Source organism: Mycolicibacterium sp. P4_G11, assembly GCF_056555145.1.
On record NZ_JBFUJW010000005.1, the window covers coordinates 505,785 to 528,730 of the forward strand.

The window sequence follows — 22,946 nt, forward strand, 5'->3', positions numbered from 1 at the left end:
GACTACTTCGGGGCGCAGAAGATCAGGAAGCAGGTCTGCTTGGGCTGCTTCGGCTTCTTGCCGGAGTCACCGGGGTAGTCGCCCGGGTACCCGTTCGAGCCGCCCGGGTACTGGTTGCCCGGGTATCCGTTGCCGGGGTACTGGTTTCCGGGATAGCCATTGCCGGGGTAGTTGCCCGGGTAGCCGTCGTCGTCGTGGCCACGGCCGCCGCGACTCGGGTAGTCCGGGTAGTTGTTGCCCGGATTCCACTGGGGCTGCTGCGGACGCGGCACCCACGGGTTCCAGGCGGGTGGCTGCGGACCGGGGATCGCGATGACCGGAGGCGGCAACACCACGGGAGCCGGGGCGGGAACCACCGCGGGCGGCTCGACGGGAGCGGCCGGCACGTCAGGCATTGACACCGGGACGGGGGCCGGGGCCGGAGCTTCGGGCGCCGGGGCCGGCACATGCACCTGGGGCGCCGATTCCTTGACCACCTGCGGCGCTTCGACGTGGCGCGGCGCCGGGGCGACGACTTCGGGTGCCGGTTCGGGGACCGCGGCGGGTGCGGGCGGCGGGACGGCCGCCGGCGGCGGCACGGGTGCGACGACCGGAGCGCTGGGCACGATGGCGGCCTGCGCAGGTGCCGGCCGTTGATCGACCGTCGGGCGGATGCTCACCGCAAGCGAGATGGCAAGGGCCACAACGCCGACCACGAAGATCGAGGTGAGCGCGCTACCGACGAGCAGGAACGGTTTGCGGCCCTGATCGGCGACCACCGGGGCGTCGCCCAGCTCGTCGAAACCGAACTCGTCGGCGGTCAGCAGCGGAGCCGCGAGCGGAGCTGCGGCAACGGCGCCACCCGGCGCGGCCGAGTAGGCCAGACCTGCGGTGGCGGCGTCGAACATCGGCGCGTTGGCCGAGGCGAGGGCGGCCCCGCGGGCCAGCGCCAGGTCAGCGTCGCCGGGGGCGTTCACCGGGATGTCGAGCAGCTCGGCCAGGTGCGCCCGGACCGCGGTGACGTCGACGCCTGCGCCGACGACGAACATGCCCTGCGGCGACGAGTCCGCACTCGCGACGGCGGCGGCCATATCGCCGAGCACGGCCATCGCGTCGGTGCTGTGCAGGCTGCGGCTGAGCACCTTGGAGATGGAACCGTCGGAATCGACGACGGACATGGTGGCGGTGTCGCGGTCGACGAACAGCAGACCGGTGCTCGAGTAGCCGACCGCCTGCCCCGCGGCCTGCGCCAGAGAGCCGGCCGCGTGCAGCTCGGAAACCATCATGACGTCCTTGACGCCGGCGGCGTCCAACGCGTCGCGCAACCGCGCGGCAGCGTCGTGGTCACTCCAGGCGACACCCACCGACTTCAGGTGGTGACCACCCTCCGCGGCGCTCTCCCGGGTACCCAGGATGGCGCTGACAACCTGCTCGACGGGCGTTGCTGAACTGTCCGCCGTCTGTGTTTCGAAAATATCGTGGTCGACGATTTCACCGTCGGCCTTATCGCCCTCAACCAGCGCCATACGCACCGTGGTTGGCGTCATAGACACACCCAAAACGATGTCCACTGACCCTCCAATAGTGTTCGCTACGCTATCTAGGCCGACACCGAGAAACCCCTGACGCGCAGGCCACAACTAGAAACTTCATCGTGGCGGGCGGCGGAGGCGTTACCGATTCCCCCAGCTCAATGGGCCCGATGCAGTTCTGGCCGCGGCGCTGGCTGACAGAGTCCCGCCAATGCCGGTGGTTCAACCCTACCCGCGTTTGGCGTAGATGACCTAAGCAGTTTTAGGCGTCTTCGGCGTCCGGGCGGGGCTGCTTCAGCAGATCGGTGAGCGAGCTGGAACCGGATGGCCGGCGGGTGCCCAGGTGGCCGTGCACGCCCTCGGCGTAGGCGGTTTCGGCGTGCTGCGTGAAGTCGACGCCGGCGGTTTCGTCTTCTGCGCTGACCCGGAAACCCATCACCTTGTCGATGATCTTGCCGAGCACGAAGGTCGCCGTGAAGGCATATGCCGCGACGACGGCCATGGCCAGCAGCTGCTTACCCAGCTGCGCGAAACCGCCGCCGTAGAAGAGGCCGCGGGCGCCGCCGGTCATGACGTCGGTGGCCAGCAGCCCGATCAGCACCACGCCCACGACACCGCCGACGAAGTGCACGCCGACGACGTCGAGCGAGTCGTCGTAGTTGAGCTTGAACTTCAGGCCGACCGCGAACGAGCAGACCACGCCGGCCAGCAGCCCGACGATGAGCGCCCCCAGGGTGTTGACCGTGCCGCACGACGGGGTGATCGCGACCAGGCCGGCGACCACACCGGACGCGGCGCCGAACGTCGTCGGCTTGCCGTCACGCACCTGCTCGACGGTGAGCCACCCGAGCATGCCGAGACAGCCCGCGACCAGGGTGTTGAGGAAGATCGCGGCGGCGGTGCCGTTGGCGGCCAACGCCGAGCCGGCGTTGAAACCGAACCAGCCGAACCACAGCAGACCGACGCCGAGCAGAACGAACGGCAGGTTGTGCGGACGCATGGAGTCCTGTTTGAAGCCGATGCGCGGGCCCAGCACGATCGCCAGTGCCAGCGCCGAGGCACCCGACGCGATCTCGACGACCAGGCCGCCCGCGTAATCCAGCGCGCCCATCTTGGCGAGCCAACCGTCCGGGCCCCAGACCCAGTGCGCGATGACGCTGTAGACGACGATCGCCCAGACCGGGACGAAGACCATCCATGCGGAGAACTTGGCACGGTCGGCGATGGCGCCGCTGATCAGGGCGGCGGTAATAATCGCGAAGGTCAGCTGGAAGGTGGCGAACAGCAGCTCCGGGACGGCGCCGTGGTTCGTGCTCGGGCCGATGCCGAGCATGCCGAAGTGTTCGAGGTTGCCGAGGAAACCGTCACCCTCCGAGAAGGCGAGCGTGTATCCCAGCAACAGCCACGCGACCGTGACCAGCGGAATCGAGATGAAGCTCATCATGATCATGTTGAGCACGCCGGTCGTACGGACCATGCCGCCGTAGAAGATGGCCAGGCCCGGGGTCATCAGCAGGACCAGGGCGGTGCTGGCGAGCAGCCAGGCGGTGGCGGCGGGATCGATGCCTTGCACGTGGGTCTCCTTCGACAATCTTGACGAGGATGTATCGGCGGAGTTTCCGGCGCGCGGCGACTGCGTTTCCGCTGTGTTACACCAGCCTCACACGGGGGTTTGCAGCGTGGTTTCGCGTGAAACAACGGGCGATTAGACAGTGGTCGTTCGGGGTATTCGGCTGGGATGTTGAACCGCACAACTGTCGCTGCTGCCCTGCTCACCGCGCCGGCCTTTGTGCTGGCGGGCTGCACTTCCGGCCAGGTGTCGAAGCCGTCGACCTCTGCGCCGCCCACCACCTGGACCCAGGCGAATCCGTCAGCACTGAACGTCGTGCTGAAGACGTCCGACGGCAGACCCGTCGCCAACGCCGCCATCGACTTTTCTGACGGCTACGCCACGGTGACCGTCGAGACCACCGGCGGCGGCATCCTCGCCCCCGGCAGCCACGGCATGCACATCCATTCCGTGGGCAAGTGCGAAGGAGACTTCACGTCCGCCGGCGGCCATCTGCAGGTCGCCGGGCACACCGGGCATCCCTCGAGCGGCGATCTGACGCCGCTGAACATCCGCGGCGACGGCACCGGGAAGGTCGTTGCGACCACCGACGCGTTCACCGAGGCAGCCTTGAAGGGGCCGCAAGGCAGCGCGCTGATCATCCACCAGGGTCCGGACAACTTCGCCAACATCCCGCCGCGGTACACGCACGACGGTGTTTCAGGTCCCGACGCCGAGACGCTGGCCACCGGCGACGCCGGCGGGCGCGTGGCGTGTGCGGTGCTGGCTCCGGCTGGTTCTCCCTCGGCGTCGACATCGACCGAGACCGTCACCGAGACGACGCACGTGCCGGTGGCGCCGCCTGCGACTCATACGACGACCACTTCACCGACGACAACGTCATCGACAACCACCACGACTACTTCCACGACAACGTCTTCTACGTCGACGACCACGGTGCCCACCAGCTCAGCTGGGCCGACGAGCGCGACCCCGAGCGGCTAGTTTCCGTTGACTCTCACGTGAGGGCGCAAAAGTGCGAGTAACGAACGCCCTGGTTACCGGATCAACTGCAGAAGCTCGTCCGTGGCCGTTGACCCTGAATCTATGGCTGGAAAGGCCGAGTGGTTGACGCCGCCAGAGCAGACCCAGCCCCGGCAGGCGTTGACTGCGAATCTACGCAGTTCCCTACTTGCAAAAGTTGTGCGTCAGTTCGCAGTCAATGCAGGTCAGGGCTTGGAGAAGTTCAGGTACGACCGCGACGGCGTCGGGCCACGCTGGCCCTGGTACTTGGAGCCGACCTTGTCGCTGCCGTAGGGGTGCTCGGCTGGGCTGGTCAGGCGGAGCAGGCACAGCTGGCCGATCTTCATGCCCGGCCAGAGGGTGATCGGCAGGTTGGCGACGTTCGACAGCTCCAGCGTGATGTGGCCGGAGAAGCCCGGGTCGATGAAGCCCGCGGTCGAGTGCGTCAGCAGCCCGAGCCGACCCAGCGACGACTTGCCTTCCAGCCGGCCCGCCAGATCGTCTGGGAGCGTGCAGGTTTCGAGTGTCGAGCCCAGCACGAACTCGCCCGGGTGCAGGACGAAGGGCTCACCTTCGTCGGGCTCGACCAAGGTGGTCAGCTCGTCCTGCTGCTGCGCGGGGTCGATGTGCGTGTAGCGGGTGTTGTTGAAAACCCGGAACAGGCTGTCCAGGCGAACGTCGACGCTGGAGGGCTGCACCATGGCGTCGTCGAACGGATCGATGCCGAGACGCCCAGCAGCGATTTCGGCCCGGAGATCGCGGTCGGAGAGGAGCACCCGACGAGACTAACGGCCAGCTTGATATCCTGCGTCAGCACCACCGTGCCGATGTAGTTCAATGGCAGAACATCAGCTTCCCAAGCTGAATACGCGGGTTCGATTCCCGTCATCGGCTCCACGAAAGTCAAGCCCAGCGGACCTCAGGTACCACTCTTGCCACTGCGCGATCACCACGGTGACCGCCAGGCCTCGATACTTCCATCGAGAAGCTGTTTGCCAACCCACCCGGTCCGCTAGCATCGGCGACGCAACAATTTGCGCGATAGTCAATCAAAGAGCGGGCGGGAGCGCGTTGACAGCGAACTTCTCACAAGGTGGTCAGACCGCGTTCGACAACGCGAAATTGCGGTACGAGGCCGACCTCGTGCAAGAAGCGGACCGGTTCGAGTCAGGAGCCCGCGCGAGCGGCGCGCCCCAAGAAATCACCGCACAGCACGTAATCCAAGGTGACCTTGTTATCCGCCAGGGGCTCCTTCCCCGAAAACGCCATCGCGGGGAATTACTACTTGTACTCGGCTCACCCGCCGGAGCATTCATCGCCGGTGTGGCGACCAATAATCTCAACAAGAGTTGGGGCGCCGTGTTACTTGTTGTAGCCGTCATCCTTGCACTGTCTTGTGAGACTGTGCGCTTTGTGAAGGGGCACTAACATGCCAGACAATTCACTTTCCGAGGCTGCCCAGCGCGAGCTAGATAAGTACCTAGAAAACGAACGACGAGAGATTCTTAGTCGTGCATATAGACGCAACTATGCCGATAAAAATCCTAGGCCCTTCGACGCGGAGGCAATCGCCGAGGCAATCGCCGAAATTCATCCGATCGGATTATCCAGCCAAAGCGTAGCGATTCCGTCAGCTGTCGAATACCAGGAGCGCCGGGCGCACCGTTTACGCTTTCTACTCGACGCTTATCAAATGCTTGGAATTGTCATAGGTGGCGGCGGACTAACGTATGCAATCTATCAAGTAACGGTGCTCCTTCTGCCCCGAACAAGCGAATCTGGTTCGTACTACCCTGGGCTCAATGGCGCCTTCATACTCGCCTACCTCGGATTCGCAATCGCTTTCTTGTCGAGGTTCTTCGCCAAGCGGTGGATCGACTACAGAACGGAAGTGCTGCGCGGCCGTTCCGCAGCAGAGCTGCAAGAGACCTCGATTGAGCCCACATCCGCAACCTCGGCACTCACCGTTGCCCCTGGGTTTATCGGCACATTCTTATTCGAATGGCAACAGCTTGAGCAAGCAATTCGAACTCTCTACATGGAACGGTTCGGCGATGCTGGCGCCGGGTTCCGCGACATGATCAGATCGATCGAAGATATACAGGTTTTTTCGAATTACCAAGCCAACCAGACACTGCGCGGCCTACAACTGCGCAACAGAATTGTACACGGCGGTCCGGTCGGTTCAATTTCCTCCAGCGAGCTGCGTTCGATAACGGAAGATGTTCGGCAACTCAGACGCACCGTTGAGGAGTATGACGCTCGACCGCACGATTCCGATACTGCCTAACTGCAGCGCATCGACAGTACGTTCGACTCGCCGCTTGGCCTGCTGATCGCTTCACGCACCATCGTTCTTTCCGTGCAGTCGCCAGCGAGAACGTTGGCGTAAATCAAGATGGATGTCGCGACCTTCGACAGGCCCCATGAAGCGCGAAAAGCGCAGCGGCGGAATACTTGCCGCCGCGCGCGAGCTCAAGTGAATGTGGCTCTGCGCGTGAAATTTCAGCGCAGGCGGCACCACCGCATCCGATACGGCGATGGTTGCCGTCGGGGTGGAGTGCTGTTCACCGTCCGGTTCCACGCCCTCGGTCGGCATCGACGAAACACCTGCAGGGAGACGGTAACGCTGATGTCGACATCTGCGCCGATGAGCGGCACCTGACCAGACTCGGAGGCCCTGCGCGTCGCATCACCAACGAACTGCACTGCATCCGCGTGCGATCTTGAGCCTGCCCAAGGTTGCTCTTTCTCCGCAAACACGCTTGTAGAGCGGCTCCAGATGTTCGCCATTCGGGCCACTCCGCCGAATTCGAGAATTCAAGCATCAAGTTCATCGGAAGAAACGCGGCAAACGCCGCCTAACCAATTACGTGGGCAGTTGGTGGTATTTTCCGACCGATGGCTACCGCATTTGGCTACCTCGTCTACCTCGTTCGCGTTTCTGTAACGCGTCGACCCCGTTCAGTGGAGCGCGTGAGCCATTGCGGAGCCGATGGCCTTGACCTGCTTGATCTCGTCACCGAAGCTTTCGACGCGATGGGAAGTGGCTACCGCTCCGAGAGTCGCACCGCCGAAGGCTTCCGCCGGAAAGAGTTCAGAACATCCGGTCGCAGCGTCTGGGTCAAGATTTACAAGGGCCCGGCGGGTATTGAAGGCGAAACGTACGACATGGATACTCAGGAATCGGTTCCGACTGGCGAACGGCAGGCTCTTCTCAGCGGACTGCGCGCGATGATGATTCTTCCATCCGACTCTTACTACGGAATTCTATTTGTGGAAAGAATTGGACGGCGGCACCTGAAAGAGCTAATCGACAATTGGGTGTTAAAGCCGTCGATGTTTCGCCTTCGCGAATCGATAATTCGACTAGAAGGCTTCGCCGAGGCATCCGACTGGCAATTAGTTTTGGCGGAGAAGCAAGTCTTACAGGTGTCAGAACTGCTCAAGTCAGCACCCGGCGACGACGCCTCAACAGCCGAAGACAAGACGGTTAAGGTCACGATAACCGGCGGAACGCTGCGCGGTCTTACCGAACGTTTCAAAGAGATGGTCATCGATCGGGTGACTCGCAGGAATGACCGGGCTCAACTCGTAACCGAATCGGCCAGGCTAGAGGCCAAGCGACTGGCCACCGAGCAGCGCGAGGCCGCCAACGACGCCTTCACGGTCGAAGACAAACAGCGCTTAGAACTCATCGCGGCGAGGCTTGCAGAACTTGACTCGCACACAGACAGATCAATAGCCGACCTAATCAATGATCTGAATCCCGTCGAAAATGCTGCTGAGCAGGGGCTTGAGCACTCGTCGTACGAAGTGAGCGTAGGAACTCGTCGGCCGGAGCGAGTATTCTCGGTGGAGCGCGACAGCATGCCTCAGTTCGTGTACGAGACCGGCAGGCGATTGTCTGACTCGGAGTTGTGGGCAGCGTGGGTGAGTCATGCTGAAACGATCTTGAGCAACCGAGGCGTCTCGCTTCCCGCCGGATGGGCGGGGAGCGACCCGACCGCAACATAGGTAGGCGAGCCATGGCCAGTTGGAGTGCCCTACTGGAACGCAGAACAGGTGTGCCCGCGATCTGGAAGGACCATCGCGACACCTGGTCCGACTCGCCAGTTCAGAATGTCGCAAAGTCTGAACGACGCAAATGGGCGGCTTGGTTCTTCATCACGCCGACCGCGTGTGCCGCTCCTTTCGTATTCTGGCGTTTGGAATTGAGCAATATCGGGCAGGTTCTCGCTGGCACTTCCATTTTCACGGGTCTACTTTTCGGCCTGCTGGGTGTGATTTTTAACATGGGTGTGACCCTCCGAAAAGAGGGCGAGAAATTCCCCAACGCACACAACCTTCCAATAGCCATCGCTGACCTGCGTGCGAACATCACCTACGCAATCGCCGTTGGCTTTGCCCTGAGTTCAATACTCGGAGTCGCAGCGGCCGTAACAAGCGGTACCGCGTTAGCCTGGGGATGGACCCCCGCCGTAGTGTGGCTCTTCGTCCATCTTGGACTGACTCTACTTATGGTGCTGCGACGATTTCGCACGGCTTTTAACTACATCACTCGGTAGATCTGTCACCCCGGCAACCCAGCCTGGCGCTTCGGCCGCCACCGCTTGCTGCGCTCGACAGCATCTGGAGGCTTACGGCGAATCAGGTAGTCGCAAATCGTTCGCAACCTGCGGCGAATATCACCGAACAGCTCATCGGGCGCGATATTGGGATCAGTTGCTACCCATCGATCACGTCCCATCAGCTTCCCAAGCTGAATACGCAGGTTCGATTCCCGTCATCGGCTCCACCTAAAGCCTGCGGCACGATCTGGCCGCGACAGATACGTTGGCCCCATGGACGTCCGCGCGATTGGCAAGGGCCTGGGCACTCTGGACCGTGAGGTCTTCGAGGCGGTCGCCGAATCACCCAGCCCATTCCTGGACACCGTGATGCCCCGGCTGACCAGGGCCGCAGACCATTCCAAGCTGTGGTTCGCCATCGCCGCCGGGCTGGGCACGCTCGGCAGCGCATCGGTGAAACGCGGGGCGGCGCGCGGCGTCGTCAGCCTGGCGGTGACCAGCCTGGTGACCAACCAGCTGGCCAAACGGATCTGGCGGCGGCCTCGGCCGGACCGCAGCCTCATCCCACTGGCCCGGCAGACCAAGCGCGTCCCCACCTCACATTCCCTGCCGTCCGGTCATTCCGCGAGCGCGGCGGCCTTCGCCGTGGCCGTCGGACTGGAATCGCCGTTGGCCGGCCTGCCGCTGGCACTCCTCGCCGGCCTCGTCGGGTTGTCGCGGGTCGCCACCGGCGCGCACTATCCCGGGGACGTGTTCGCCGGATTCGGCATCGGCGCCGCGATCGCGGTCCTCGGCGCCCGCATCGTCCCCACCATCCCCGCGGCCACCCTGCCTACTTCTGAACCGCTGCGATTCCACACCGAGCCGCGACCGGACGGCACAGGCGTCGCACTCGTCATCAACCCGGCCTCCGGTGACGGGACGGGCAAGCGCATCATCGACGAGGCCCGAAAAGCCTTGCCGGGCATGGAGATCGTCGAGCTCGACAAAGACGACGACATCGAAGCGGTGCTGCGCGAAACAGCCAAACGCGTCGAGGTGCTCGCGATCGGTGGCGGCGATGGAACGGTGGCGTGCGCGGCGGGCATCGCCGTCGAGCAGGGTGTCCCGCTCGCGGTGTTCCCCGGTGGGACGTTCAACCACTTCGCCAAGGACATCGGCTGCGATTCGGTGGCCCGGACCGTCGAGGCGATCACCGAAGGCACCGCGGCCTACGTCGACCTGGTCTGCCTCAATGACGAACGCATGGTGATCAACACCGCCAGCATCGGCGCCTACCCGAAGTACGTGCGGACACGCGAGAAGCTCGAGCGCCGGATGGGCAAGCCGCTGGCCGCGCTATGCGCGCTCTATCTGACGCTGCGCCGGGAAGCTCCGGTGCGAATCAGCTACGACGACAAGACACTTGAGACCGAACTCTTCTTCCTCGGCAATTCGAAGTACTTCCCATCCGGATTCGCCCCGTCGCAGCGACCACGTCTCGACGACGGGCTGATCGACGTGCGAATCCTCGAGACCGGGCGACGGTTCGGCCGGCTGCGCATCTCGACGTCCGTGGCGTTGGGCAGGCTGGAACGCAGCCCGCTGTATCACGAGCTGCAGGTGCCGGAGTTCCGCTTCGTCGCCGTCGACGGACCCACGACCGTGGCTTATGACGGTGAGGTTGGCGAAGCGGTGAGCGAGGCCAGCTTCAGCGTGCGCTACCGGGCGCTGCCGGTGTTTCGGCCCCTGCCCTAGGGCCGCATCTCGTACGCACCGTCGTAGGCCGCCACCTGTTCCCAGACCCGGTCAAAGCGCGCCGTATCGGCGACGGGTTTGCGGATCGCAGCCAACGCCCATTCCTGTTGCGCCACCGTCGAGCTCGGTTTGCCGTGCAGCGCAACCGCATATGACGAGAAGTCGCGGATCTGGAAGTCGAAGATCTGATCCACCAGGTCACGGTCGAGCCCGGTCAGTTCGGCCTGCTCGAGGATCAACTGCCCGTAGACCACCAGCGTGAACAAGTGCCCGACAACGAGGACGAAGTCGAGGTCGCGCTGTTGGTCGGCATCGGGCGCCGCCGTGGCCAGCAGGTCCTTGAACGCCACCACCTGTTCGTAGAACCGGGCGACGTTCGGGACCGAGAGGTTCCGCTCATACACCGGCGCCCAGTCCGCGAACTGCACCTTGGACGCGCCGCGCGCCGGCCCCTGCGCCCAGAAGAACACGTCGTCGGCCGCGTCGTCGCGGGTACCGATCTGCGGGTAGCTGCCCGGGTTGAACATGTAATTCGGCATGAACTTCAGGATCTGCGCGACGTTCACATGCACCGTGCCCTCCAGTCGGGGCAGGGCACCGATCAGCCGGTTCACTTCGTTGAAGTAGGTGTTCTTCTCAAACCCCTTGGCGGCCAGCACATCCCACAACAGGGTAATGACCCGCTCGCCCTCGGAGGTGACCTTGGACTTGGTGACGGGATTGAACAGCAGGTAGCGGCGGTCGTCGAGGCCGGCACTGCGGAAGTAGTCGATGGCGCGATCGCTGAACAACTTCATCGCGATCAACCGGGAGTAGACGTCGACGAATGACGCACGCACGTGCGGGAAGTCGGTGACCGGGTTGCCGTAGAGGATCCGGTTGTTCGCGTGCGTGATCGCCTCGTAGAAGGCGTGCTCACACATCCCGATCGAGCCGCTGCACAGATTGAACTTGCCGACGTTGACGGTGTTCAACGCCGCCGAGAACGCCTCCGGCCCGGTGCACAGGATGTCCTCCTCATGCACCGGATAGTCGTTGAGCCGGAAGGTGCTGACATACATCTGGCCGTGCACCACGTTGTCGATCAGCTCGTAGTTCTCATGGCCGCTGTCGGCGACGAACCAGACGTAACCGTCGGGCCCGTCGACGTCGGTGCGGCGCGAGAACACCGACACCATGCCGGCCACGTTGCCGTTGCCGATGTAGTACTTCTCCCCCGAGGCCCGGAACACCACGCCCTCGTCGGTCGTCGGCGTCAGCAGCAGGTCGGTGTTGTAGATGTCAGCGCCGTGCTCGCGCTCGGACAACGCGAACGCCATGACGCCGCCCGCCTCGAGCTGGGCGGCGGCACGCTCCTTGGCCTTGATGTTGTCGCTCTGCCAGATCGGGCCGAGACCGAGGATGGTGACCTGTTCGGCGTACCAATACGCCAGCCCGTAGAAGCCGAGGATCTCGCTCAGCACGGCATTGCGCGAGGTGTCCCAGCGCTTGTTCGGATCACCGTCGGCGAACTCCGACGGCGTCAGGAACGTCGCGAAAACCTTCTCCCGCTTGATGAATTCGAGAAAGTCGGTCACCCAGGTCGCGGCCAGGTCGTCCTGCAGCAACCGCACCTTGCCGCGATCTTCGAACCATTCGATCAGCGCGCGCAACTGGCGCCGCGACTCCGGATCGAGGTGTTGAGGGTCGAAATCGTTCGGGTTGAGCAGCAGTCCGCGGGCGTTCGGCATGGGGCGCACCTTCTTCGGTCCGGATTTGGCACCGAATCTAGCCCTCGGACGACCGCGGGACGGCAGATTCCGATTGGCGACTCAGAGATCGCCCCAACGAGCGACGGGTGCGCCCTTATTGGAGCGCTACACCGAGCTCCTGGGCGAACACCCTGATCATGTGCTGCACTCCGATTTCGTTGCGGCCGATGATCATGTGGTCGTGCTGACCGTGCCTGACACCTTCCCCGCACTGGGGCAACATGGCGAAGTCCTCGTCGACGACCGCGGCGTGGACGTTGTCGTACACCTGGTCATAGACCGCACGCATATCGTCATCAGTGGCCGGCACGCGCCCCATCCAGCTGTGGCGCACCGAGCATCGGGTTGGCTCGCCAGCGGGCAGGATGTCGATGATCTCCACACCAATCGGGCTGTTCGCCAGGATCAGATTGGGATAGATCCAGTAGATGACGCCCATGTTCTGGTGCGGGTCCCAGGAGCCGGACGGGTCGTCAGCGAGGTTGGCGACCCAGTTGAAGGGAAAGCCGATCCGGTGGTGCTTGCCGTACTCGTCGTACACCCCGGTATTGGGCAGGGTGTTCTGCCCAATCACGCTCTCGCCGTGGACGAATGGGAAGTGGTACCCCTCGGCGAACGCTTCGAGGGCTCCCTTCCACGACACTTGCGACTGGAACTCCTTCTCGGTGTGATACCCGTACGCGGCGTAATTCATCAGCTCGAGTTCCGGACCGATGGGCCCGAGGTGGCTGCCGACGTCGATGGCGGCACCGGCGGTCAGGACGGCCCAAATGAAGCCGTGGCGCTCCTCGTTCGGCAGCTCAACGAGTCCGTAGTCGGCCTTGTCCATCGAATCGAAACCCGCCTTGCCGGGAACGGTGAAAAGTTCGCCGGTGTTCTTGTAGCTCCACGCGTGGTACGGGCAGGTGAACCGCGCAGCGTTACCAGCTCCGCACGCCGGCTTCGCGCCGCGATGGCGGCAGTAGTTGAGGAACACGTGACTGACGCCGTCGCGATCGCGGGTCACCAGTAGCGAATCACCCAGCACCGAACGCACGACGTAGTCGTTGGCGTTGGGGATCTGGGCCGACGGCACGATCGCAAGCGGCACACGGCGCAGCACCTGCGACTCCTCGATCTCAGTGATCTTCGGATCTCGGTAGTAGTGCAGCGGCACCCGCAGTTCGCGGTCGGCCAGGTCCGTCGTCTTGTCGACGGCATGACGCAGGGCACGCCTGGTCAGTTCTTCGTCTTGATTGCTGACCGGTCCTTCGGCGATCGCCGTCATGGCTGACCTCATTTCACGCTCGGAAGTAATCGGACCATACATTAGAGACACTATGTATGGTCAAGAGTGGATGAGGTCCGCCGGGGAGCAGCGGGATGGAAGTATGCGGTGATGCGCAGACACGGCTGGTCTGGTGACATCCCCGTCGACGACGAGGAGGCGGTGCGCCGCATCGTCAGCGCGGCCCGCTCGTCGATCGACGAGCGGGGTTCGGTGAGCGTGTCCGATGTAGCCACCGAACTCGGGATCACCCGGCAGACCGTGTATCGCTACTTCCCCACCCTCGACGCGCTGATGACCGGCACCGCATTGTCGGCAGTCGAAGGCTTTCTAGACCGCTTGGCCGAAGACCTGCAGTCGATCACTGACCCCACCGAGGCCGTGATCGAAGGCATCGCCTACACGTTGGAACAACTCCCCAACGATCGCTATCTGAGCTTGGTCATGCACCCCGGCAGGGCGAGCGCCTTCGCCGCCGGCGTCACCTCCGAAACGTCGATTTCGTTCGGTCGGTCGATCCTCGAGCGCTTCCAAGTCGATTGGCCCGCAGCCGGTTTCAGCGGTAGGCAGCTGGACGAGCTGGTCGAGTTCATGCTGCGGACACTGCAGTCGTTCATCTTGGATCCCGGCGGCCCCGAGCGGCACGGCGAGGAATTGCGCGCCTTCCTCCATCGCTGGGTCGCCCCGGCAGTCCAGATGCATCACGACGCAGTCGCCAACACAGCTCCGTAGCGCGCGAAACTCTGTCGACCAATTCCACTCCGCCGTGAAACCATGCCCCTATGGCCAAGCAGTTCCCGGAGATCACTGACAGATTCAGCACCTTCATTGCCGCGCAGAGCATGTACTTCGTGGCGACGGCGGCGAGTGACGGCAGGGTGAATCTCTCTCCGAAAGGCCTGGACTCCCTCCGAGTCCTCGGGCCGAATCGGGTGGCGTGGCTGAACCTGACCGGCAGCGGCAATGAGACCTCGGCGCATCTGCTCGACAACCCGCGGATGACGCTGATGTTCTGCTCGTTCGACCGCGAGCCCCTGATCCTGCGGCTGTATGGCACGGCCCGAGAAGTCCAGCCCAAAGACCCCGACTGGGACGAGCTCTACCGCGAGTTCCCGCCGCACATCAGCGCCCGCCAGATCTATGACATGACCGTGGACCTGGTCCAGACCTCGTGCGGCTTCGGCGTGCCGCTCATGTCAGTCGAGTCCGAGCGCGTGCTGCTCGACACCTGGGCCGAGAAGAAAGGCCCGGAGGGCGTCGCCGAATACTGGCAGCAGAAGAACCTGTCGAGCATCGACGGGATGCCGACGAAGCTGGCTGTGGACTGACCTCAGCCGGCGCAGGCGTCGGGGGCATCGACGCGCAGCGGCACGTCGGCGGGCATCGTGTAGGTGACGACGACTTCCGCGGCACCGGCATTCTCGTTGGCGACCCGATGCGGCACTCCGGCCGGAATGAAAACCGCTTGGCCACTGCCGAATTCGATTCCCGCACAGTTGTCGGCGGTTTGCAGCACGACGCCGCCGGCATTGATCGCCGAATACTCGGTTCCGGGGTGGGTGTGCCAGCCGCTGCTCGCACCCGGCGCCAGCTTCAGCCCCTGAACGATCAGGGTCGACGGTGTGCCGCCGGTGACAATCTCGACCGGAGCTGACGTATCGCCGCGAGCGAGGTCTGTGCGCACGACGTCCCCCTCGGGCGGCGTCGCCCCGGCGACGGGTGCCGACAACATCGCCAGGCCAAGTGCCGCACAGGCATTCCCAACGCGCAACTTTGTCATGCGTTCACTGTGCGCGACGTGGGGCACTTGCACGGGCGATTTCGGCTACGCGACCATGACGTCGACCGACAGCCGCTCTCCAAGCGCGTACACGGTCGGCCAGTCCTGACTCTGCGCGGCCGTTTCCAGCGCGTCGATCAGCGGGCTCTCCACGCCCAGTTCAGCGAGCCACGTCGAGACCGTCGCCGCGATCTGTTCGCCGGGCACCTCTTCGGCGCGCCGGCCATGCAGACGGTCGACCACCACGAAGGTCGGCGCTGTGGGGCGCCGGCGGCGGAAGTCGATGATGCTCATACCAATTGAACGAATGCGGCGTCAAAAAGGTTCACTTCAGAGGAGGCCCCTAACGTGGTGCTATGGATCGTTCGATGCGCGACCGCATGCTCGCTGGTGACCTCTACATTGCCGACGACCCCGAATTGATCAGCGACTCGCAACGCGCGCAGCAGCTCACTCACCAGATCAACACCCTCGATCCGACCCACACCGAGGGACGAAACCGCCTGCTTCGCGAACTCCTCGGCGCTTTCGGCGAGGGCAGCGAGATCCGTCCGCCGCTGCAGTGCGACTACGGATACCAAACCACCATCGGCACCCGCACTTTCGCAAATTTCGGCCTGATCCTCCTCGACGTCGCCAGGATCAGCATCGGTGACGACGTCCAGATCGGCCCCAATGTGCAGCTGTTGACGGCCACCCACCCGTTGGAGCCGGGCGCCCGCCGAGCCAAGTGGGAAGCAGCCGAACCGATCACGATCGGCGACAACGTGTGGCTCGGCGGCGGCGTCATCGTGTGCCCGGGCGTCACCATCGGCGCCGACACTGTCGTGGGAGCCGGTTCGGTGGTCACTGGCGACCTGCCACCTCGCGTCCTGGCGGTCGGCTCGCCGGCGCGGGCGATCCGAGAGTTGTAGGTCGGGACTACACCCGAACGGTCAATTCCATGCCCTTGTCGAGGGGAATCGGGGCACTGACGTAACCGTTCGCCGGCGCGTTGACGTAGTCGAGGTAGACGTGCTCCGGGTCGAGCCTGACGTTGTCGCCGAGAATCAACGCGCCGGGCGCCAACACCGGCTCCAGGATCTTCAACACCGGCAAGTCCAGATCGGGCCAGCCGTCGAGAAGCACGAATTGCACTGGGCCCGTGATGGTCTCGAGGGTCGTGCGAGCGTCTCCTTCCAGAATCGTGATCAAGTCAGCAACCCCCGCCTCGGCGAATGTCGCGCGGGCTGCCGCTATTTTCCGCGAACTCATCTCGGTGGTGATGATCCGCCCGACGCCGTTGTCCCGGACTGCGGCGGCCAGGTGCAGGGTGGAGATGCCATAGGACATCCCGTACTCCACGATGGTCGAGGGCTTCAGTGCACGAATCAGGCTGTACAGCAGTCGGCCCGAGTCCGGAGCCACCGAAAGGTAGAAGTCCTGGCAAATATCGGCACGTTCTGCAATGGCATAGGCGGTCGGCGAAAGCCCTTGCCGCCGTTGATCGTCCAACTGCGCATCGGCGAACAGGCGATCGATGATCGAGGCGTATTCCGGTCGGTTCAAGGTTGAGGTCATGCGTTTTACAATAGACGCAACGTTGCGTCTAGGCTAGGGCTACGATGGTGTTCAATCGAGCCATGGCAGACGCGCAACCGCATCACGGAAACCGGCACGGTCGCAGTGAAGCTGCGCGGGATGCCGTACTGCGCGCTGCCGATGACCTACTCGTCGAAAAGGGCTTTTCCGGGGTCACCATCGAAGGCATTGCCAAAGCGGCAGGGGTCGCCAAGCAGACCGTCTATCGCTGGTGGAACTCCAAGACAGAAGTCCTCATGGACGCATTCCTCGAAGATGCCGCCGCAGCTTTGGAGCCACCCGATACCGGCCGCCTGGACTCCGATCTGCGCGCACATCTGCGCGATACCGCCCACTTCCTGACCACCGATGACGCGGGCGTCGTCTACCGCGCACTCATCGGACAAGCCCAACACGATCCGGAGTTGGCACAGACCTTTCGATCCCGCTACCTCTCTGATCAGCGCACCCGCGACCAGAAACCGTTCCTCCGCGCGATCGAACGCAATGAGCTGCCCCCCGAGACCGACGTGGCCGCCTTGGCCGAGTGGCTCGTCGGCCCGATTCACCATCGCGTGATCGTGACGGGTGAACCGATAGACGACACGTTCCTCGACGCTGTAGTCGACATCGTTCTGACAGTGTCGGCATCAAGCCACAAGAAGGTGTCAGCCACCCCAGAGCGGGCCAACTAGCGCTCCGCGAGCCGCAGGCCGCCATGCTAAGCAATTTACCGTGGTGTAAATATGTCCCTTGTGACTGAAGATGCCGATGTGGCACAGGCTCGGGCATTGCGCGCGGAGCTACGCAGGCATGCGTGGGACCTGACGTCCAGGCTGTCCCGGGTTGAGTCGCTACCTGATGCGTCGGCGTGGTCAGAGCGGGCGCGGTCGATGCGGCGACGCGCCCACGAGCTCCGCCGCGACCTCGATGAGGCCAAGTTCCTGATCGATCGCTTGCATGCCCGATTCCCCTGCATCGACACAGCGGGCGCCTCGGCGGATACGCCCTCACCAAGTTATTGAGAACCCTCATTGACAATTGCTCCCAGATGGTTAACAGTGCTAAGCGTCTCCGATGAAAGGCGCACCATGAGCACGCCAGACCAGCTCAACGAGCTCGGCTACTACGCCGTCACCCGGCATCCCGCCGACACCCGGGTGGTGCTGCCCGAGGCCCGGGCGGCCGAGGCGCTCGGGCTGGGCTCCTGCCACATCGGCGAGCGCTTCACCGTGAAGGACGCCGGCGTCCTCAGTGGCGCGGTGGCCGGCGCGAGCACGACGCTGGGCATCGCGCCGTCGACCAATCACCACACCCGCCACCCCACCGTGACCGCGACCATCGGGTCGACGATGCACGCGCTGACCGAGGGCCGGTTCGCCATGGCGTTCGGCCGCGGGATGGGACCGTATTGGCAGGCGATCGGCCTCCCGGTGGTCACCGAGGCCCGCCTGCGCGACTTCTTCGGCATCCTGCGCCGCCTCTGGGCCGGCGAAATGATCCTCAATCACGATGGCCCGGCCGGGAAGTGGCCCATGCTGCGCCACGTGAACGGCCTCGAGGACGGGCCGCCGATCGGCCTGGTGGCGGTCGGCCCGAAGACCATGGAGCTCGCCGGCGAGATCGCCGATTTCGTTGTGCTGCATACCTTTTTCTCCGACGAAGCGACGGAGAAGTCGGTTGCCGCGGTGCGCCGGGGCGCCGAGAAGGCAGGCCGGGACCCCGACAGCGTCCGCATCTGGGCATGTCTGGCAACGGTCCCCGATGCGTTGTCCGAGGACGACCGGATCCGGCGTGGTGTCGGGCGGCTCGCGACCTATCTGCAGGCCTATCCGGATGTGCTGGTCTCGGCCAATGGCTGGGATCGAGCGACGTGGGACCGTATCCGCCAATCCGACCTGTTCACCGATGCGGCCACTGCCGGACCCATCGATGCCAGTGCGTCGTTCGAGACGCTGCAGCGGATCGCGGAGTTGATCCCCACCGACTGGCTGGACGCCGTCGCCAAGGGCTCGCCACAGGATTGCGCGAAAACCATTGCCCGCCAGTACGATCTGGGCGTGCACTCGGTGATCATGCACGGGGCCAGCCCGCACGAACTCGCCCCGGTGGTCGAGGCCTACCGCGCCGACCGGCCGACGCTGCACCGTGCGGTCGCGGCGAATCCCGGTCGATTTGCCTGAGCACGCGGCCCGGGATTCCCTGCAGGCGGCCCTTGCCCGGGAGCAGTGGCAGGCCGTCGTCACCCAGTCCGGCGCCGGCACCAAGCTGAACAAACGCGGCCTGGAAACCAGGGCGCGCCTGCTCGACGTCGCCATCCGCTGTCTGGCCGACAGCGGTGGCGAACCGGTGTCGGCGAACCGCATCGCCAAGGATGCGGGCGTCACCTGGGGCACGGTGCAGCACCAGTTCGCCGACCTCGACGGACTCTGGGTTGCGGTCATCACCGAAATCCATTCCCGCAGTTGGTCTTCCGGTCCGGACACGCCGCGCAGCGGCACCTTGCGGGAGCGGGTGGAAGGGGCCATCGAATCCGTCTGGCGCTACTTGGACACCGCGGAGGGACGGGCTCTGACCGCACTGCGCACGTCACTGCCGGCGCGGCGTTCCGATATCGCTGCCGAATACCCGCGCACCGCAGCGGCTTTCGCGGCCCGTGAGCTCGACTGGATACAGGGTTTCGACTATCTGATGGACGGGCTCGACGTCGACCCGGACCAGTTGCATCGCGTGCGATGCCTGCTGCCCGCTGCGATCCGCGGTCTCAGCAACGAACGGCAGATCGGTTTCACCTCGGATCTCGACGTCGCCCGCTCGGCGCTGACCGATGCCGTCGTCGCGTTGCTGACCCAGCCGCGACGGTAGTGGCAAACCATACGGAGATATTTTCCTAGGTCCGCCGAGCTGTTCGCTGATAGCATCTGACCTGCATGTTTTTGCACCGTGTGGCTAATCGGAGGCTGCTATGGCTAGCGAAAAATTGAACCGGACCGTGACGTTGTCGTTGGTGGCGCTGGCGGCGACCACCGGTGTCACGTTGGCCACCGCCTCGTCGGCCGCGGCCGCGCCGGCAACCTGCGAAACGGGCTGCGACGTCGGCGGCATCAATACCGCCCCGCCCCCGTTCCTGAAGCTGAACGCGCCATTCATCAAGTTCTGGAACATGCAGAAGGTGAACCTCCCGTTCATGAAGTTCGACAACCTGCAGAAGTTCGACAACCTGCAGAAGGTCAACGTCTTCCAGAAGTTCAACGTGTTCCAGAAGATCACTGGCGCACCATCGCTTTCGATCACCAACCCGTTCCACAAGTGACCGAAGCCGGCGCACGACTGGTCGATTGCGCCGCAGACCTCGGCAAGGTGCTCGCTGCCGCGCGCTACTCACCGAGCCAGCTCGGTGGCGGCCGCATCGCGCCGAATCCCCTTGAGGCGGTTGTGCTGGCGCACCGCCTGGGTTCCGATCCACTGGCCACCCTGGCCAACCTGTTCCTGGCCGGTTCGAAGGTGCCCACCGCCGACGCAGCGGGGGCGCTACACCCACTGAACATCGATGACCTGGTCGACGCCCGCCTGCTCACCCGCAGCGACGACGATGTGCGGGCGACGATGTGCATCGGGTGGGCCGACGACATGCTCGTCGCCCACGATTGGCAGGACGGGCGCCCGACCGGCCGGGAACACGTCGTCGCCGTCGCGCAGGCGTCCATGACGCTGGCCGACCTCACGGTGCGCCTCCCCGATGTCGATGCGCTCGACGTCGGCACCGGCGGTGGTGTGCAGGCGTTCCAAGCCGCCGACCACGCTGCCCACGTGACAGGTACCGACGTGAACACCCGAGCATTGCGGCTGGCCGAGTTCGGCGCGGGACTCAACGGCCTGTCCAATGTCAGCTGGCGCGAAGGCAGCCTGCTGGAACCCGTCGGCGATCAGACTTTTGACCTGATCACGGTGAATCCGCCTTTCATCATCTCGCCCGACAACACCTACCTGTGGCGCGACGCCGGTCAGGCGGCCCGCAAGCCCGGCAGCCTGGGCCAGCAGCTGGTGCACGACATCGTGCCGCGGCTGCGCACCGGGGGCTGGGCCACCATGCTGGCGAGTTGGCCGCATCCGGCGGACGGCGATTGGGTGGCGCCGGTCCGCTCGTGGTTCGCGGAATCAGGTTGCGACGCTTGTGTTCTGCGGTTCGCGACGCATGATCCCATCGAGCATGCCGAGACCTGGCTGGCGCAGAGCGTGCACGCCACCGCCGATTTCGCGGCCGCCCTCGATCGCTGGCTGGCGTTCTATCGCGACCAGGCCATCGAGGCGCTGACGACCGGCGCAATCATCATGCAGCGCAATGACACTCGGACCGAGCACCTGTGGACCGACGAAATGCCGGGCTCCCCCACGGGGTCGGCCAGTGATCAGATTCAACGGGTGTTCGCGCACCGGCGACGGCTGGCCCAGCTGACCGATGAGGACCTGCTCGACGCGGTGCTGACGCCGCTGCCCGGTAACCGGTTGGACCAGACGTTGTCCCGTGGAGACGGCGGGTACGAACCGGCGCCGACACAGCTGTGGACCCTACCCGGGCTCAGCGTGTGCGCCACCGTATCTCCGGTGGCGCTCCCTGTGGTGCTCGAGCTCGACGGGCGACGGCCGCTGCGCGACCTCATTGTCGCAGCAGCAGACGCCACGGGCTTCGCCCCCGATCAGATCAGGACCGACGCCCTCAGCACGGCCACCCGGCTGATCGAACTGGGCCTGGTCGACTGGAACTGACTGTCATTCAACGAGATCGGCAGTCGCCGGCCCGAACAGGTACAGCTGATCGAGTACCTGCGCCGGGTCCCCGGACCAGGCCATGGCCGCCATCTGACTGCGGCTGCGCCGCCCCGTGCGCCAGCGGATCGATTCGAATCGCGTGGTCTTCAGATCGATCGCCGGGTCCCCATCCGGACCACAGTGGTACTCGCCGTCCTCGACGATGACCCGCACCGGCACCGGCGTGTCCAGCATGCGCAGCAATTGATCGGAAACACTCTGCACTGCAGCGGAATCCCGCACACCCGGCCGGCCGAGCGCGTCCCGGATGTCGTGTTCGTGGACGACGATGTCGCCGAGGGGAGGGGCGATGCCCTCCCGGGCCAGCCGCGGCATTTCCGTTGCCGCTTCGCCCCAGGCCCGCAGGATGTCGTCCACGCCGAGCCCGTCGAACCGGGCCACTTGAGCTGCCGTCTGCGCGTCGGTGGGCGGTGCGGCCGGGCGGCCCGCGGCCCAGTCCTGTGCGACGCCGGCCATATGTGCCAGTACATCCCGCACCGACCAGCCGGGGCAGGCGGCGACCGCCGCATCTGCCGAAGCACCTGGCGCACTGACCAATTCGATGATGCGGTCCAGGGTCTGCTGGTAGAGAACCGCGAGTTCGGATTCATCGCTCACAGGAGTCGCACCCTTCTTCGCGCGGCGGACGGGGATCATTGGGCTTGCTGGGGTCGGGGTCGCCGAACCAGCGGGACGGTTGGTGCTCGCCGTAGGTGTCGTGCCAGTCCCACCATTCGTAGGGCGCGTCCTGCGGGTATCCGGGTGGGGAGTCTTCCCAGGTCTCCTGCCGGCCCAGCGCCGTCATGTCGAGGTAGCTCCACGAGCTGCCCAATGCTTCGTCGCCGCGGCTGTTGATGAAGTAGGTGCGGAAGACGGCGTCGCCATCCCGGATGAACGCGTTGGTGCCGTGCCACTCGTGCACGCCGAAGTCGACGTCGAAGTCGTCGGTGATGGTGTACCAGGGCATCTTCCAGCCCATCTTGGCCGTCATCCGGGCGATGTCGGGCTGCGGCGCACGTGACGCGAACGCCAGCGTGGTGTCGCGAGCGTTGAGATGTGCGACGTGTCCCACGTTGTCGGCGATCATCGAACAGCCGCGGCACGCATGCTCGGGCCAGCCTTTCACGCCTTCCTCGAAGAACGCCCGGTAGATGACGAGTTGCCTTCGCCCACCGAACAATTCGGCCAGGCTCAGTTCACCGTCCGGTCCGATGAACGTGTAGTCCTTGGTGACCGGCGTCCAGGGCATGCGGCGCCGCATCGCGGCCAGTTGGTCCCGCTGCCGGGTCGATTCCTTCTCCGCAACGAGCATTTTCTCGAGCGCGGCGTCCCACTCGGCCGCTGTCACGATTTCGGGTTTCTGCATGGTGTTCCTCCTCTACAGAATC

24 protein-coding genes and 2 tRNA genes are annotated in these 22,946 nt (G+C 64.5%); 15 read left to right on the top strand and 11 right to left on the bottom strand.

What is annotated here, in order from left to right; all coding sequences use genetic code 11:
* Positions 1-2 precede the first annotated feature (2 nt).
* The gene (locus tag AC1U2B_RS13760) at positions 3-1,550 is read right to left on the bottom strand and encodes a DUF7159 family protein (protein WP_480217215.1); all 1,548 of its coding nucleotides are present in this window, start codon (positions 1,548-1,550) and stop codon (positions 3-5) included.
* Positions 1,551-1,773: 223 nt separating this feature from the next.
* Positions 1,774-3,084, bottom strand: coding sequence for an ammonium transporter (locus tag AC1U2B_RS13765; protein ID WP_071289615.1), 1,311 nt, complete (start codon positions 3,082-3,084; stop codon positions 1,774-1,776).
* Positions 3,085-3,249: 165 nt separating this feature from the next.
* On the opposite strand from AC1U2B_RS13765, the gene AC1U2B_RS13770 reads away from it, so the two are divergent.
* Positions 3,250-4,065, top strand: coding sequence for a superoxide dismutase family protein (locus tag AC1U2B_RS13770; protein ID WP_480217216.1), 816 nt, complete (start codon positions 3,250-3,252; stop codon positions 4,063-4,065).
* 224 nt (positions 4,066-4,289) lie between these two features.
* Here AC1U2B_RS13770 and dcd read toward each other — a convergent pair whose 3' ends face one another.
* Positions 4,290-4,859 (bottom strand): dCTP deaminase, encoded by a 570-nt coding sequence (gene dcd, locus AC1U2B_RS13775; RefSeq protein ID WP_043987885.1) that lies wholly within the window; start codon positions 4,857-4,859, stop codon positions 4,290-4,292.
* A 47-nt stretch (positions 4,860-4,906) separates the two neighbouring features.
* Between dcd and AC1U2B_RS13780 the strand changes: the two genes are divergently transcribed.
* Together AC1U2B_RS13780 and AC1U2B_RS13785 are read left to right on the top strand one after the other, a co-directional pair.
* A tRNA-Gly gene (locus AC1U2B_RS13780) sits at positions 4,907-4,980 on the top strand.
* Between the two features lie 532 nt (positions 4,981-5,512).
* A complete protein-coding gene (locus tag AC1U2B_RS13785; protein WP_480217217.1) occupies positions 5,513-6,373 on the top strand; it encodes a hypothetical protein in 861 nt (286 codons plus the stop codon).
* A gap of 51 nt (positions 6,374-6,424) precedes the next feature.
* On the opposite strand, the gene AC1U2B_RS13790 is transcribed toward AC1U2B_RS13785, so the two are convergent.
* Positions 6,425-6,682 (bottom strand): hypothetical protein, encoded by a 258-nt coding sequence (locus tag AC1U2B_RS13790; RefSeq protein WP_480217218.1) that lies wholly within the window; start codon positions 6,680-6,682, stop codon positions 6,425-6,427.
* Between the two features lie 302 nt (positions 6,683-6,984).
* Between AC1U2B_RS13790 and AC1U2B_RS13795 the strand changes: the two genes are divergently transcribed.
* From AC1U2B_RS13795 to AC1U2B_RS13810, 4 genes are all read left to right on the top strand, one after another.
* The gene (locus AC1U2B_RS13795; RefSeq protein ID WP_480217219.1) at positions 6,985-8,100 is read left to right on the top strand and encodes a hypothetical protein; all 1,116 of its coding nucleotides are present in this window, start codon (positions 6,985-6,987) and stop codon (positions 8,098-8,100) included.
* Between the two features lie 11 nt (positions 8,101-8,111).
* Positions 8,112-8,651, top strand: a complete 540-nt coding sequence (locus tag AC1U2B_RS13800; RefSeq protein ID WP_480217220.1) for a hypothetical protein — start codon at positions 8,112-8,114, stop codon at positions 8,649-8,651.
* 139 nt (positions 8,652-8,790) lie between these two features.
* Positions 8,791-8,881: transfer RNA gene (locus tag AC1U2B_RS13805), tRNA-Gly, on the top strand.
* A gap of 46 nt (positions 8,882-8,927) precedes the next feature.
* Positions 8,928-10,391 carry a bifunctional phosphatase PAP2/diacylglycerol kinase family protein gene (locus AC1U2B_RS13810; protein ID WP_480217221.1) on the top strand — a complete coding sequence of 488 codons (1,464 nt, stop codon included), beginning with the start codon at positions 8,928-8,930 and terminating at the stop codon, positions 10,389-10,391.
* Here AC1U2B_RS13810 and AC1U2B_RS13815 read toward each other — a convergent pair.
* Together AC1U2B_RS13815 and AC1U2B_RS13820 are read right to left on the bottom strand one after the other, a co-directional pair.
* Positions 10,388-12,121 carry an acyl-CoA dehydrogenase family protein gene (locus tag AC1U2B_RS13815; RefSeq protein WP_480217222.1) on the bottom strand — a complete coding sequence of 578 codons (1,734 nt, stop codon included), beginning with the start codon at positions 12,119-12,121 and terminating at the stop codon, positions 10,388-10,390. The two genes, AC1U2B_RS13810 and AC1U2B_RS13815, sit on opposite strands and share 4 nt — an antisense overlap.
* 115 nt (positions 12,122-12,236) lie before the next feature.
* Positions 12,237-13,409: an aromatic ring-hydroxylating oxygenase subunit alpha gene (locus AC1U2B_RS13820; RefSeq protein WP_480217223.1), complete on the bottom strand. Its 1,173-nt coding sequence runs from the start codon at positions 13,407-13,409 to the stop codon at positions 12,237-12,239.
* Between the two features lie 111 nt (positions 13,410-13,520).
* On the opposite strand from AC1U2B_RS13820, the gene AC1U2B_RS13825 reads away from it, so the two are divergent.
* The gene (locus tag AC1U2B_RS13825; RefSeq protein ID WP_480217224.1) at positions 13,521-14,141 is read left to right on the top strand and encodes a TetR/AcrR family transcriptional regulator; all 621 of its coding nucleotides are present in this window, start codon (positions 13,521-13,523) and stop codon (positions 14,139-14,141) included.
* Positions 14,142-14,191: 50 nt separating this feature from the next.
* On the top strand, positions 14,192-14,737 hold the full coding sequence (locus AC1U2B_RS13830; RefSeq protein WP_480217225.1) for a pyridoxamine 5'-phosphate oxidase family protein: 546 nt from the start codon (positions 14,192-14,194) through the stop codon (positions 14,735-14,737).
* 2 nt (positions 14,738-14,739) lie between these two features.
* Here the strand turns inward: AC1U2B_RS13830 and AC1U2B_RS13835 are convergent, their stop codons facing one another.
* Together AC1U2B_RS13835 and AC1U2B_RS13840 are read right to left on the bottom strand one after the other, a co-directional pair.
* The gene (locus tag AC1U2B_RS13835; protein WP_480217226.1) at positions 14,740-15,189 is read right to left on the bottom strand and encodes a cupin domain-containing protein; all 450 of its coding nucleotides are present in this window, start codon (positions 15,187-15,189) and stop codon (positions 14,740-14,742) included.
* Positions 15,190-15,234: 45 nt separating this feature from the next.
* On the bottom strand, positions 15,235-15,483 hold the full coding sequence (locus AC1U2B_RS13840; protein ID WP_071288401.1) for an Rv2628 protein family: 249 nt from the start codon (positions 15,481-15,483) through the stop codon (positions 15,235-15,237).
* Between the two features lie 62 nt (positions 15,484-15,545).
* On the opposite strand from AC1U2B_RS13840, the gene AC1U2B_RS13845 reads away from it, so the two are divergent.
* Positions 15,546-16,103, top strand: coding sequence for a sugar O-acetyltransferase (locus AC1U2B_RS13845; RefSeq protein ID WP_480217227.1), 558 nt, complete (start codon positions 15,546-15,548; stop codon positions 16,101-16,103).
* 7 nt (positions 16,104-16,110) lie between these two features.
* Here AC1U2B_RS13845 and AC1U2B_RS13850 read toward each other — a convergent pair whose 3' ends face one another.
* Positions 16,111-16,749 (bottom strand): O-methyltransferase, encoded by a 639-nt coding sequence (locus AC1U2B_RS13850; RefSeq protein ID WP_480217228.1) that lies wholly within the window; start codon positions 16,747-16,749, stop codon positions 16,111-16,113.
* A gap of 62 nt (positions 16,750-16,811) precedes the next feature.
* Here AC1U2B_RS13850 and AC1U2B_RS13855 point away from each other — a divergent pair, with 62 nt between their 5' ends.
* The 5 genes from AC1U2B_RS13855 to AC1U2B_RS13875 all read left to right on the top strand — a co-directional run bounded on the left by AC1U2B_RS13855 (position 16,812) and on the right by AC1U2B_RS13875 (position 21,516).
* Positions 16,812-17,444, top strand: a complete 633-nt coding sequence (locus AC1U2B_RS13855) for a TetR/AcrR family transcriptional regulator (protein ID WP_480217229.1) — start codon at positions 16,812-16,814, stop codon at positions 17,442-17,444.
* A gap of 396 nt (positions 17,445-17,840) precedes the next feature.
* A complete protein-coding gene (locus AC1U2B_RS13860; protein WP_480217230.1) occupies positions 17,841-18,932 on the top strand; it encodes a TIGR03857 family LLM class F420-dependent oxidoreductase in 1,092 nt (363 codons plus the stop codon).
* Complete coding sequence (locus AC1U2B_RS13865; RefSeq protein WP_480217231.1) at positions 18,925-19,614, top strand: TetR/AcrR family transcriptional regulator; 690 nt, start codon at positions 18,925-18,927, stop codon at positions 19,612-19,614. Before AC1U2B_RS13860 ends, AC1U2B_RS13865 begins: the two co-directional genes overlap by 8 nt.
* 100 nt (positions 19,615-19,714) lie before the next feature.
* Positions 19,715-20,062, top strand: a complete 348-nt coding sequence (locus AC1U2B_RS13870; protein ID WP_071288404.1) for a hypothetical protein — start codon at positions 19,715-19,717, stop codon at positions 20,060-20,062.
* Positions 20,059-21,516: a DUF7059 domain-containing protein gene (locus AC1U2B_RS13875; RefSeq protein WP_480217232.1), complete on the top strand. Its 1,458-nt coding sequence runs from the start codon at positions 20,059-20,061 to the stop codon at positions 21,514-21,516. The genes AC1U2B_RS13870 and AC1U2B_RS13875 overlap by 4 nt, the downstream gene beginning before the upstream one ends.
* A 3-nt stretch (positions 21,517-21,519) precedes the next feature.
* Here AC1U2B_RS13875 and AC1U2B_RS13880 read toward each other — a convergent pair whose 3' ends face one another.
* Positions 21,520-22,176, bottom strand: a complete 657-nt coding sequence (locus AC1U2B_RS13880; RefSeq protein ID WP_480217233.1) for a maleylpyruvate isomerase family mycothiol-dependent enzyme — start codon at positions 22,174-22,176, stop codon at positions 21,520-21,522.
* Positions 22,166-22,924 carry a DUF899 domain-containing protein gene (locus AC1U2B_RS13885; RefSeq protein ID WP_480217234.1) on the bottom strand — a complete coding sequence of 253 codons (759 nt, stop codon included), beginning with the start codon at positions 22,922-22,924 and terminating at the stop codon, positions 22,166-22,168. Before AC1U2B_RS13885 ends, AC1U2B_RS13880 begins: the two co-directional genes overlap by 11 nt.
* Positions 22,925-22,946 lie beyond the last annotated feature (22 nt).

Excerpts from the sequence above, each read along its gene's own strand:
- AC1U2B_RS13845 (WP_480217227.1), top strand. The coding sequence starts at position 15,546 with ATGGATCGTTCGATGCGCGACCGCATGCTCGCTGGTGACCTCTACATT.
- AC1U2B_RS13815 (WP_480217222.1), bottom strand. The coding sequence starts at position 12,121 with ATGCCGAACGCCCGCGGACTGCTGCTCAACCCGAACGATTTCGACCCT.
- AC1U2B_RS13785 (WP_480217217.1), top strand. The coding sequence starts at position 5,513 with ATGCCAGACAATTCACTTTCCGAGGCTGCCCAGCGCGAGCTAGATAAG.
- AC1U2B_RS13790 (WP_480217218.1), bottom strand. The coding sequence starts at position 6,682 with ATGCCGACCGAGGGCGTGGAACCGGACGGTGAACAGCACTCCACCCCG.
- AC1U2B_RS13870 (WP_071288404.1), top strand. The coding sequence starts at position 19,715 with ATGGCTAGCGAAAAATTGAACCGGACCGTGACGTTGTCGTTGGTGGCG.
- AC1U2B_RS13855 (WP_480217229.1), top strand. The coding sequence starts at position 16,812 with ATGGCAGACGCGCAACCGCATCACGGAAACCGGCACGGTCGCAGTGAA.
- AC1U2B_RS13835 (WP_480217226.1), bottom strand. The coding sequence starts at position 15,189 with ATGACAAAGTTGCGCGTTGGGAATGCCTGTGCGGCACTTGGCCTGGCG.
- AC1U2B_RS13885 (WP_480217234.1), bottom strand. The coding sequence starts at position 22,924 with ATGCAGAAACCCGAAATCGTGACAGCGGCCGAGTGGGACGCCGCGCTC.
- AC1U2B_RS13830 (WP_480217225.1), top strand. The coding sequence starts at position 14,192 with ATGGCCAAGCAGTTCCCGGAGATCACTGACAGATTCAGCACCTTCATT.
- AC1U2B_RS13810 (WP_480217221.1), top strand. The coding sequence starts at position 8,928 with ATGGACGTCCGCGCGATTGGCAAGGGCCTGGGCACTCTGGACCGTGAG.
- AC1U2B_RS13860 (WP_480217230.1), top strand. The coding sequence starts at position 17,841 with ATGAGCACGCCAGACCAGCTCAACGAGCTCGGCTACTACGCCGTCACC.
- AC1U2B_RS13820 (WP_480217223.1), bottom strand. The coding sequence starts at position 13,409 with ATGACGGCGATCGCCGAAGGACCGGTCAGCAATCAAGACGAAGAACTG.
- AC1U2B_RS13795 (WP_480217219.1), top strand. The coding sequence starts at position 6,985 with ATGGCTACCGCATTTGGCTACCTCGTCTACCTCGTTCGCGTTTCTGTA.
- AC1U2B_RS13800 (WP_480217220.1), top strand. The coding sequence starts at position 8,112 with ATGGCCAGTTGGAGTGCCCTACTGGAACGCAGAACAGGTGTGCCCGCG.
- AC1U2B_RS13840 (WP_071288401.1), bottom strand. The coding sequence starts at position 15,483 with ATGAGCATCATCGACTTCCGCCGCCGGCGCCCCACAGCGCCGACCTTC.
- AC1U2B_RS13770 (WP_480217216.1), top strand. The coding sequence starts at position 3,250 with ATGTTGAACCGCACAACTGTCGCTGCTGCCCTGCTCACCGCGCCGGCC.
- AC1U2B_RS13850 (WP_480217228.1), bottom strand. The coding sequence starts at position 16,749 with ATGACCTCAACCTTGAACCGACCGGAATACGCCTCGATCATCGATCGC.
- AC1U2B_RS13825 (WP_480217224.1), top strand. The coding sequence starts at position 13,521 with ATGCGCAGACACGGCTGGTCTGGTGACATCCCCGTCGACGACGAGGAG.